Below are 8,865 nucleotides of genomic sequence, written 5' to 3'. Positions count from 1 at the left end.
TCAGTCCTCGCTGGCCTCGTTGCGCAGCCGCACGGGGCGGCGGATCAACTCCAACGCGTGCTTCCTGGCCCGTGCCGCGGACTGCTCCTGCATGCGGGCCAGGATCGGAAGGACCTCCCGGAACCAGTGCTCCAGCTGCTCCGGGGTCATGGACTGGAAGGGGTTGTCGTTTTCGGCCATGGTCAGCACCCCTCGCGGCAGGTGCCGCCGGTCATGGGGACGCCGCACTCGGGGCAGTCGTTGCTCTTCATCTGGCTGGTCCTCTCGCTGCTGGGGATGGGGCGGGCGTCAGTCCTCGCCGGGGAGGCTGATCGTGATGCCGTCGGGCAGGAGGGTGGCGATCAGGTAGACCGGCGTCGGCTCGATGTCGCCGTCGGGGCCGGGGCGGGCGTCCCGGGCGACCCGGTACACCTTGAAGCAGGCGGTGGCGGCGTCGCTGCTCAGGCCGCGAACGGCGCGGGCGGCCATCCAGAGCACGTCCCACAGGCGGCCGTCTTCGTCCTGGATGGCGCCGGTGCGGGCGTGGTCGTCGTCGGTCCAGGCGACGCAGTCGGCCCACGCGGCGCGGGTGAGGGTGACGGGGGCGCGGAACTTGGCGTCGTGGGTGAGGGCGTCGGGTGCCTGGATGAGGTCGCCGGCGGCGATGGCTTCGGCGCGGGTGTGGGTGTCGATGGGGGTGCCGTAGATGCGGGTGGTGTCGTCGGTCATCCGGTTGTCCTTCCTCGGGTCTGGCGTCCTGTCCCGGGCCCGTTCGCGCGTGACGGACGGGCCCGAGGCGGGGCGTCAGAGCTCCTCGGCGGCGATCTCCGCGCGGATGTAGGAGGGGCCGAACCACTCCGCCTGGCTCGCCTGGCACCGGCAGCCGCCGACCGGCTCGCCGAACGCGCACAGGCACGTCGTCCCGTCCTCGCTGATCCCGTCGGGGCGAACGCGGCACCCATCGCACTCGAAGGTCTCCGCCTCCGGCTCCTTGCGTGCCTGGAGGGCGTGGTCGACGAGCGCGTCGAACGCGGCCCGGTCGGTGGCGCAGTCGCCGGAGGTCCATCCGCAGTAGCAGTCGACGCGGTGGTGCACGGGGCCGTAGTCCACGCGGCGGCCCATCTCCTGGACGCCGATGCCGTGGACGCCGATCGTGTCGGCTTCGGTGTGCTCCCAGGGGAGTTCGGTGAGGGCGGGGTGGGTCCAGTCCTCGGGGTTCATCGTGATGGTGGTCATGTGGATCTCCTTGTCGGTTGGGTTAGGCGGCGAGGAGGGTGGCGGCCGCGCGGTGAAAGCAAAGGTGGCGGCCCTTGAGACCCGCCTTGCACGTGCACCCCTGCGGGGCGGTGAGGTAGGTGTTCTGGCCGTCGGTGGAGACGGCGCGGAAGACGCGGCGGCCGCGGATGGGGACGATGCCGCCGTCGGCGATGAGCTCGCGGGCCTTGGCGATGGCGGTGGGCTTGTAGCCGGCGGCGTTGAGGGCGGCTTCTTTGCGGGCCATGCGGGCGCAGTGGGCGCCCATGCCGCGGGCGATGGAGGTGGCGGAGCGGAGGGTGGCCTTGCAGCGCTTGCAGGTGGCGGTCTTGGGGGTGATCGCCTTGGCCATGTCCCTCGCTCCTGTCTTCGTCGTCCTGATGTAGACAAGGTTACTGAGTATCGAGCAACCTTGTCAACATCAGGGGGACGACGTAGCGTCGGGAGCGTGCCACCCGACCCCACTAGACTTCGTCACCATCACGTAGACGAAGGGACGCGCCGCCGTGAGCAAGCCCGACCCCGAAGCCGACTACTGGACCCTCCAGGACGTCGCCGACCACTACGGCATCAAATACGCCTCAGCCCGCCGCTACCGCACCCGCGGCGAGCTCCCCAAGGAGGACAAACTGTTCGGCCGCTCCCCCGTCTGGAAGCCAGCCACGATCCTCAACCACGAGCGCCCGGGGCAGGGGGCGCGCACGGACCTCCAAGAGCAGTCCGATGCCTAGGTTGAGGACACCGGGCGAGTACCGCGAGGTGATGATCGCGATGCTGACGGCCGCCGCGGAAGGCGACGAGGCGATCGAAGCCACGGAACTCGCACTCGCAGACCTCACGACGAGAGGCGACGGGAGCGCCGCCTTCTCCGCCGGTTTCCAGATCGCCCGGTGGCTGCTGGACTACGCATCACAGGAGACGGGGACACCGGTGTCGGACATCCTCCAGAAGCTCGCGATCGACTCGGCCGCGGGCAGGAGGCAGCGGCCCGACGGCGCAACCTGATCGTCGAGCTCTGCCCTACGCCCGGCCCCGCCCCACAATCGCAGCCAGCTCACGCACCCCCGACACCCTCGGATGCCGCGCCACCACCTCAACAGCCATGGCGCGGATCGCCGGGCGGCCGCCCATCTCGGCCGGCGCCTGGGCGTGAGCGGCCAACAGCCGCCGCACCGCCTGCTCGGCGTGGCCACGCTGCCACTCGGCACGGGCCATGTCGGTGTGCAACCTCGCGCGGCGCTCCGGGGTCGGGAACATGCCGGGCTGGAGGTGTCGGCCGGCGGCCAGGGCGTGGCCTGCGTCGCCGAGCGCCCACCGCACGCCGACCTCGTACAGGTCGACCTGGGGGGCGTCGATCCGGAACCGCGCAGCGCCCGGTGCCTGGCCTGGCCGGGTGGGCAGTCGCCGGGCGGCTCCCTTGGCTTCGGCGATCATGTCCAGGGCGCGGTCGCGATCGTCGGCGAGCGCGGCGTTGTAGGCGCTGGTGCACAGCATCTGCGCATAGGTGGCAGCCAGCGCGGCGGTCCCCAGCCCGGCGTCGGCGACTCGGCCGGCGGCCTGGAGGGTGACGCGCTCGGCCAGCTCGTGGCGGCCCTCGTGGCGCAGCACTATGCCGAGAGTGCGCGCGGCCGAGGCCATCGCAACCGGATCCTCGGACCGGGCGGCGTACAGGACCGCGCGATCGGCGGTGATACGCGATTGGGGGGCCGCGCCGACTTTGTTGAGCGCTTCGGCGGCCAGGTCGTAGCAGGCGGCGATCAGCGCCCAACCGCTGGGCTCCTGGCTGAGCTCGGCGGCGTGGTGCGCGGACGCGAGGAGCGCGGGCAGCTCGTCGATCAGCGTGATGAGCTCGCCGTTGTCCCACTGCTGGCGGGCACGGACGAGCCGCCGCGTGACCTGCTGAAGCGTGGCCGGCCCGGCATCGGGGAGCAGCGCCAGGGCCTCGTCGAGTGGGGCGAGGGAGAGCGGGACGGCCAGGCCCGCGGCGGCGATGAGAGTGCGGCGGCGCATCGGATCCTCCAGTGCCACGGGAGCCACGGTCCCGACCACCGTAGTCCCGCCAGGCTGGTCGAGGCCGAGCAGCTCACCGACAATCTGCGCGGGCATTGCGACGGCGTCGCACACGGCGCGGATCTTCACCAGGTCGATGCCCGCGGCGAGGTTGTTCTCTAACCGGGAGATGGTGGACGCCGAGTAGCCGGCGCGGCGGGCGAGGTCGGCTTGTTTCCAGCCGTGGCGTTCGCGGGCGAGGCGGATGGTGCCGCCGATGTCGCGCGCGGCGAGGAGTGCGCGGACGGGTGGGGCACGCCAGAAGTCTGGGTGCATCACGGCTCCCTCGGGGGCGCGCGAAGGGGTTGACCCCAAGGTACGGCGTCACCGGCTGGTTGCACAGCGTGATTTGCAGGTTCTGCATGGGGGTGCGAGTCCTGCACATGATCAGCGGTTTCGGCCCGGTGCGGGGGTTGAGTGGCGGCCAACGGCGCTCACTCAGGGCGCCGCCGAACCGGAAGGAGAGCCTCGTGCTCGACGTCCACACCGCCCCGCCCAGCGCCCAGGCGCTGGTGCCCTACGGGCTGTCGCACCAGGTGCGGCTCGCGCCCGCCTTCACCCAGGCGCCGCCCGACCTGACCTACTGCCCGCACCAGCAGCAGACCCTCGCCGGCGGCCGGCCCTTGGCCGCTCAGCCCGAGCTGCTGCGCGCCTACACGGTGACGTGGGGCACGACCGCCAACGACAACAAGACCGACGACGGAGGCTGACCCATGTCCGGCGGCACGGTGCTCATCCTCACCGACCACGACGATCACACCACCGACCTGATCGTGCACGCCCTCCACCAGCGCGACGCCACCGTCGTCCGCCTCGACCCGGGCACCGCACGCCTCCGGATGGACGCGCGGTTGGACGGGGCTCGGTGGCGGGGCCTGGTCGGGGATGAGCACCGTGCCGCCCGGCTGGAGGAGGTGACGGGCGTGCTGTGGCGCTGGCCCGGCGCGGCCAGCGGGCATCCCGACATCGGTGATCCTGCGGCCCGTGCGTGGGCGGCGCGCGAGGATGCTCTTGCCCTGCACGGCGTGCTGTCCACCCTGCCGGTCCGCTGGGTCAACCACCCTTTTGCCGCGGCGGCGGCCGGGCACAAGCCGGGCCAGCTTCTCGCGGCCCGCGGGTGCGGGTTGGAAGTGCCGGACACGCTCATCACCACCAGCGGCGCCGGCGTAGCCGACTGGGCGGGCGGACGTCCGGTCCTCTACAAGGCCGCGCATGCGCAGGGCGCCGACGAGGATGCGATGGTCACCGCGGGCGCTGTGGATCCGGCCGCGCTCCCCGACCACCTGGGGGCTGCGTCGTGCTTCCAGCCCGTCGTCGCAGGGCCCAGCGTCCGGCTCACCGTGGTCGGCAATCGCATGTTCGCCGTCCGGATCACCGGGTGCCCGGCCGACCTAATCGACTGGCGCCCGATCCAGGACCAGTTGGCGTTCATCCCGGTGCCGGTCCCCGAGCACATCGCCGCAGGTGTGCACGCGTTCATGCGGCACTTCGGCCTGGAGTACGGCGCGTTCGACTTCATCGACTCTTCGGGCGGCTGGGTCTTCCTGGAGATCAACCCCACCGGGATGTACGGGTTCGTGGAGATCCAGTCGGGGCTGGCCATCACCGACGCGATCACCGAACGGCTCCTGACCCCTCTTTCAGGTAACGAAGCACTGGCATCGCTCGGAATCGTGCACGGTCGGTGACAGGGTGGAGGCATGCCGACGATGACGATGACCGTGCGTACGTTCCTCGCTCCGAGCGTTGAGCTTCGCGCCGCGTTCTTGGATGCGCAGCGGGATTACGCGTCCGGGGATGGCCGCCCGGACGCCGACGGGCTGACGCTCCGCGACCTGGAGAACGGGGACTTCGCCCGCCTCGTCGAGGGCATCGGCACGGGGTGCTTCCCGCGGCCCGGCGTGCGTCCGGGTGCAGCGGGGATGGAGCTGTGGTGGTGCGAGACCGCACCGGACGGGCCGCCGCGGATGTTGGGGCGGCTGTGCATGCGGCACTACCTCGTCCCTGCGTTGGAGGGGCGTGGCGGGCAGGTGTGGGTGTCGATCCGCCCCTCCCGGCGCGGGGAGGGGCTCGGCGCCGAGCTGCTGCGGGATGCGCTGCCTCGGCTGCGCGCCAAGGGTTTGGACGCTCCGACGGTGGTGTGCCCGGTGGACCATGCGGGGGCGCGGGTGACGGTGGAGCGGGTGGGTGGTGTGTTGGTGCGTGAGGAGCGGGGCCGGGCGGTCTACACGCTGCACACCTGACGTCCGGTCAGGACGCCTGCCTCTCCCCCCGAGACTCCGCCACCAGCCCAGCATCCGGCGACTCCACCAACTCCTCGTACTCCTCCTCGCTGAGGAGCCGCCCGCACTTCTCGTTCCGGCACCGGATGTACCCGTCCTCCCTGGTCTGGAGGGTGTTGACGAACCGGCACCGTGGGCACCGGCCGGGCAGCCTGCGCACCACCGGCTCGGAGCGGGCCAGGCCGTGCAGGAGCCGCTCCCAGTGCAGGAGGCGCCGCGCGAACGTGACGCGTTCGGGGTCGGCGAGCAGGTCGCCGGCTTCGCTGATGAGGAACGCGAGGGTGAGCCGGCGTGCGCGGCCGTCGCGGGCCCGGCGGGGCCTGGGCTCGTAGCCGCGCTGCTGACGCCATTCGTCTTCGACGTCGACGAGTTCGCCATAGAACTGGTCGAGGGTGTCGGCGACGGGTGAGGCGGAGGCGGGGCCGGTGGTGCGGCGGGAGACGCGTTCGCCGGAGTGGGCGCCGCGGTGGCCGTCTTGCCAGGATTCGAGGTTGGAGGCGAGGTCGTCGAGGCCGCGGAGGGCGCGGAGGATGTTGGCCTGGCAGCGTGAGCACCAGACGGGGTTCCCGATGGTGCACGGCAGGTCCGGCGCCTCGGGCGGTTCAGGAAGCCTCAGAGGTGCCATGAGGGCGGCACGCTTGTCCGACCCTTCGGGGAGAACTACGAGCGGCAGTCCAGCCTCCTGGAGGGCCTTGTCGCATGCTTCCAGCCATGCCGCATGGTCGACGTCATAGGCGTTCCACGCTTCGACGTAGGGGGCATTCTCTCGCCCCGGGCAGATGTCAGTGCGTCGCTCCATCAGTTGCCCCCTTCAGTGGTGGCCGCGTGCGGTCTCATGAGAAGTCCGAGTCGCAGAAGTCGTAGCCCTCGGATGTGAAGTCGTTCCGGAGCCCGGCGTCATAGCCGGGCCCACACAGATCGCGGGCCCGCGCCGAATCGCGAGCGATACCGCCCTGCATGGAGTCGATCCGGGCGAGGAACTCGGCCCTGCTCAACTCCTGGCCGTACTCGTCTTCGATGGGACCGAGTGACACAAGCCTGAGCCAGGAGGGGCGATCGTTGACAGGCCAGTCGATGCCATCGGGCTGGTGGTCGCGGTAGGCGCGGTGGAGGAAACGCCAGCCGGCGGATACCTTGCCGAGGTGGATGTACTGCTCCCGGGAGCAGTGCGCGCATGCGTTTTCGCAGGCAGGGGCGCGGGTGTAGTAGTTGGTGCCCATTACCGGTTCTCTCTGGTGGTCTGCTGTGTCGTGTCGATGGGGCCTGGGCCTTCGTACTGGCCGGGCTTGAAGCTGGGCGGCCACTGCGCGGCGAATCCCAGGGGCCCGGCAGGGACTGCGCCGGCGGGGACGATGGTGTAGCTGGGGTTGCAGGACTGTTCGGTGTGCCACCAGGCGCCTGATAGGCCGCGTTCGGCGGGTCTGCCGCAGAAGGTGCAGTGGCCGGGGGTCATGACTTTGGAGCGGAGGTCGCCGCTCACGGCATCTCCTTCGGCTGGTCGAGGACGGTGAGGGTGTCGCGGGCCTGGTCGATGGCCTGGACGCGGCAAGAGGAGGCGATGGTCAGGTTGCATAGGCGCCGCACCCGCTCGATCGCGGCCTCGGCCTGCTGGAGCCGTCCTTCGGCAAGGTCGGCCCGCTCGGTGGCGGTGACCTCGGTGTGCAGCAGGTCGTCCTGGATGACGCGCAGCACGGCGTCGGCGAGCGCCTTGGGGGCTCCGCTGAGGTCGTCGGTGACGGGGTGCGTGCAGATGGTGGCGGGGTCGTCGCACTCGTAGGCGTCGGTGCACATGTCGAACGTCTTGTGGTGCAGCCAATGCCGCTCGGCCGTTTGCCCCTCCGGCCCGGTGGTGGCGTCGTACTCGGCCGGGCAGCCTGGGACGTCGCAGCGCCGCATGGTCGACTCCGGGACGTAGCTCATGCCACCCCCCGCGTCAACTCCACCAGCCGCGCCTCCACCAGACGCCGCCCCCGCTCCCGCTGCCCCTCCGACAGATTCAGGTCCGCATCCGAGAGCAGCCCCTCCACCAGAGCCACCACCATCGGCGCCACCCGCTCAAACACCGCCGCCAACCTCGCCTCCAGGTCCAGACGGTTGATGTCCACCAGCACCCGCGCCGTGCGATCCAAGGCCCGCTCATACAAGGCGATCTCCGCGCGCAGCTGCTCCGCCTGCGCGCCCTCGTACCGCCACGACTCCGCGCGCAGCTCCGCGACCTGGCCGCCGATGAAGTCCTTGAAGGTCGAGATCTCACCAGCCAGGGTCAGCAACGCCAGAAGCGGATCAGCCACCGGCGCCGCCGCCGGCTGATACCGGTCCGCGAGCTGGCGGACACGCTCCTCGGCGACACGCTGCGCCGCCTTCGCCCGCACCTGAGGCGCATGCCCCCCATGGCGCGGACACACCTTCGCCCCGCGCTTCGGCCACCGCATGCACGGGGCGCCCTGCTTGTTGTGGCCTGAGCACCGTGGATGGGGTTGGTCGCAGCGCTTGCAGTCGATGGGGTCGCTGGTCACGGCGCCCTTCACCGCCCGCTCCCCTTGCGGTGGTCGGCCCCAACGGGCAGGTCGACCACGAGCCCGCCGGTGTTGCGGGCGAGCTCGTCGGCGCGTTCGGTGGCATTCACGAAAACCGGGCCGCTGGCCGTCGCAAGACCGTCGGCCTCGGGCATGACAACCATCTGCACTGCCGGGCCCTGGTCGATCTCGTCGTCGGTGTAGGCGTGGACTCTGCTGGGGGCGTGGTCGTTGAGGGCGCCGACGGCTTCCATGACCGAGCGCAGGACCCATTCCTTGGAGTGGGTGGTGTCGAAGGTGAGGATGACGGTGACGCTCATTCGCTTTTCCTTTCTCAGAAGGGCGGTTCGGTCGGGCACACGTACCGGCGCCGCTGTGGGCTTTTCTCCATGTGGTCGTTGAGGGGCTGTCCGCATCGGTGTTCGGGGAGCACGGGCCATCTGCGGGCGCTCTGGATGTGCCATTGGTCGCGGCGCCACATTTCCCGCCGGCCGTAGACGGCTTGGAGGTCGAAGGTGGCGCGGCCGGCGAGGAGAGCAAGGGTTTCGCCGAGGGGTGTGATGGGGGTGGGGTCGGCTCGGACGCTGCGGGCGGCGGTGTCGTCGTCGAGTCCGGTGAGGATCGGGTGGTGGCAGTGGGGGCAGGTGCGGAGGGCGGCGGTGCGGAAGACGTCGCCTCGGGTGCGGAGGAGCCAGGTGGGGATGGTCATGACCAGCCCCCGGTCTTCCACAGGTTTTCCACAGGCTGTGTCTGCGTCGGGTGTCGCCGTGACCTTGCCGTGATAT

The 8,865-nt window shown here is 70.9% G+C and carries 16 protein-coding genes; 5 read left to right on the top strand and 11 right to left on the bottom strand.

Annotated elements, in window-relative coordinates:
* The 4 genes from ACFPZN_RS04215 to ACFPZN_RS04200 all read right to left on the bottom strand — a co-directional run bounded on the left by ACFPZN_RS04215 (position 1) and on the right by ACFPZN_RS04200 (position 1,585).
* Positions 1–180, bottom strand: a complete 180-nt coding sequence (locus ACFPZN_RS04215; RefSeq protein WP_378280303.1) for a hypothetical protein — start codon at positions 178–180, stop codon at positions 1–3.
* 108 nt (positions 181–288) lie between these two features.
* Positions 289–708: a DUF6573 family protein gene (locus tag ACFPZN_RS04210; protein ID WP_378280301.1), complete on the bottom strand. Its 420-nt coding sequence runs from the start codon at positions 706–708 to the stop codon at positions 289–291.
* Between the two features lie 75 nt (positions 709–783).
* A complete protein-coding gene (locus ACFPZN_RS04205) occupies positions 784–1,215 on the bottom strand; it encodes a hypothetical protein (RefSeq protein ID WP_378280299.1) in 432 nt (143 codons plus the stop codon).
* A gap of 22 nt (positions 1,216–1,237) precedes the next feature.
* Positions 1,238–1,585 (bottom strand): hypothetical protein, encoded by a 348-nt coding sequence (locus ACFPZN_RS04200; protein WP_378280297.1) that lies wholly within the window; start codon positions 1,583–1,585, stop codon positions 1,238–1,240.
* 154 nt (positions 1,586–1,739) lie between these two features.
* On the opposite strand from ACFPZN_RS04200, the gene ACFPZN_RS04195 reads away from it, so the two are divergent.
* Complete coding sequence (locus tag ACFPZN_RS04195; protein WP_378280295.1) at positions 1,740–1,964, top strand: helix-turn-helix transcriptional regulator; 225 nt, start codon at positions 1,740–1,742, stop codon at positions 1,962–1,964.
* 31 nt (positions 1,965–1,995) lie between these two features.
* A complete protein-coding gene (locus ACFPZN_RS04190; RefSeq protein ID WP_378280294.1) occupies positions 1,996–2,238 on the top strand; it encodes a hypothetical protein in 243 nt (80 codons plus the stop codon).
* A 15-nt stretch (positions 2,239–2,253) separates the two neighbouring features.
* Here the strand turns inward: ACFPZN_RS04190 and ACFPZN_RS04185 are convergent, their stop codons facing one another.
* The gene (locus tag ACFPZN_RS04185) at positions 2,254–3,558 is read right to left on the bottom strand and encodes a helix-turn-helix domain-containing protein (protein WP_378280292.1); all 1,305 of its coding nucleotides are present in this window, start codon (positions 3,556–3,558) and stop codon (positions 2,254–2,256) included.
* 194 nt (positions 3,559–3,752) lie between these two features.
* Between ACFPZN_RS04185 and ACFPZN_RS04180 the strand changes: the two genes are divergently transcribed.
* The 3 genes from ACFPZN_RS04180 to ACFPZN_RS04170 are packed head-to-tail and all read left to right on the top strand — an operon-like array spanning position 3,753 to position 5,525.
* Positions 3,753–3,992 carry a hypothetical protein gene (locus ACFPZN_RS04180; RefSeq protein ID WP_378280290.1) on the top strand — a complete coding sequence of 80 codons (240 nt, stop codon included), beginning with the start codon at positions 3,753–3,755 and terminating at the stop codon, positions 3,990–3,992.
* Positions 3,993–3,995: 3 nt separating this feature from the next.
* On the top strand, positions 3,996–4,970 hold the full coding sequence (locus ACFPZN_RS04175; protein WP_378280288.1) for an MvdC/MvdD family ATP grasp protein: 975 nt from the start codon (positions 3,996–3,998) through the stop codon (positions 4,968–4,970).
* Between the two features lie 12 nt (positions 4,971–4,982).
* Positions 4,983–5,525 (top strand): GNAT family N-acetyltransferase, encoded by a 543-nt coding sequence (locus ACFPZN_RS04170; protein ID WP_378280286.1) that lies wholly within the window; start codon positions 4,983–4,985, stop codon positions 5,523–5,525.
* Between the two features lie 7 nt (positions 5,526–5,532).
* Here the strand turns inward: ACFPZN_RS04170 and ACFPZN_RS04165 are convergent, their stop codons facing one another.
* From ACFPZN_RS04165 to ACFPZN_RS04140, 6 genes are all read right to left on the bottom strand, one after another.
* Positions 5,533–6,363 carry a hypothetical protein gene (locus ACFPZN_RS04165; RefSeq protein ID WP_378280284.1) on the bottom strand — a complete coding sequence of 277 codons (831 nt, stop codon included), beginning with the start codon at positions 6,361–6,363 and terminating at the stop codon, positions 5,533–5,535.
* A 34-nt stretch (positions 6,364–6,397) separates the two neighbouring features.
* A complete protein-coding gene (locus ACFPZN_RS04160) occupies positions 6,398–6,784 on the bottom strand; it encodes a hypothetical protein (RefSeq protein ID WP_378280282.1) in 387 nt (128 codons plus the stop codon).
* 256 nt (positions 6,785–7,040) lie between these two features.
* A complete protein-coding gene (locus ACFPZN_RS04155) occupies positions 7,041–7,484 on the bottom strand; it encodes a hypothetical protein (protein WP_378280280.1) in 444 nt (147 codons plus the stop codon).
* Positions 7,481–7,936, bottom strand: a complete 456-nt coding sequence (locus ACFPZN_RS04150) for a hypothetical protein (protein WP_378280278.1) — start codon at positions 7,934–7,936, stop codon at positions 7,481–7,483. Before ACFPZN_RS04150 ends, ACFPZN_RS04155 begins: the two co-directional genes overlap by 4 nt.
* Positions 7,937–8,088: 152 nt before the next feature.
* Positions 8,089–8,400: a hypothetical protein gene (locus tag ACFPZN_RS04145; protein ID WP_378280277.1), complete on the bottom strand. Its 312-nt coding sequence runs from the start codon at positions 8,398–8,400 to the stop codon at positions 8,089–8,091.
* Positions 8,401–8,414: 14 nt separating this feature from the next.
* A complete protein-coding gene (locus ACFPZN_RS04140) occupies positions 8,415–8,789 on the bottom strand; it encodes a hypothetical protein (RefSeq protein WP_378280275.1) in 375 nt (124 codons plus the stop codon).
* Positions 8,790–8,865 lie beyond the last annotated feature (76 nt).

The organism is Actinomadura rugatobispora, assembly GCF_042656285.1.
Classification (GTDB): Bacteria; Actinomycetota; Actinomycetes; order Streptosporangiales; family Streptosporangiaceae; genus Spirillospora; species Spirillospora rugatobispora.
Note: the sequence above shows the minus strand (reverse complement) of the source record. Positions and strands in the feature narration are given on the sequence as shown.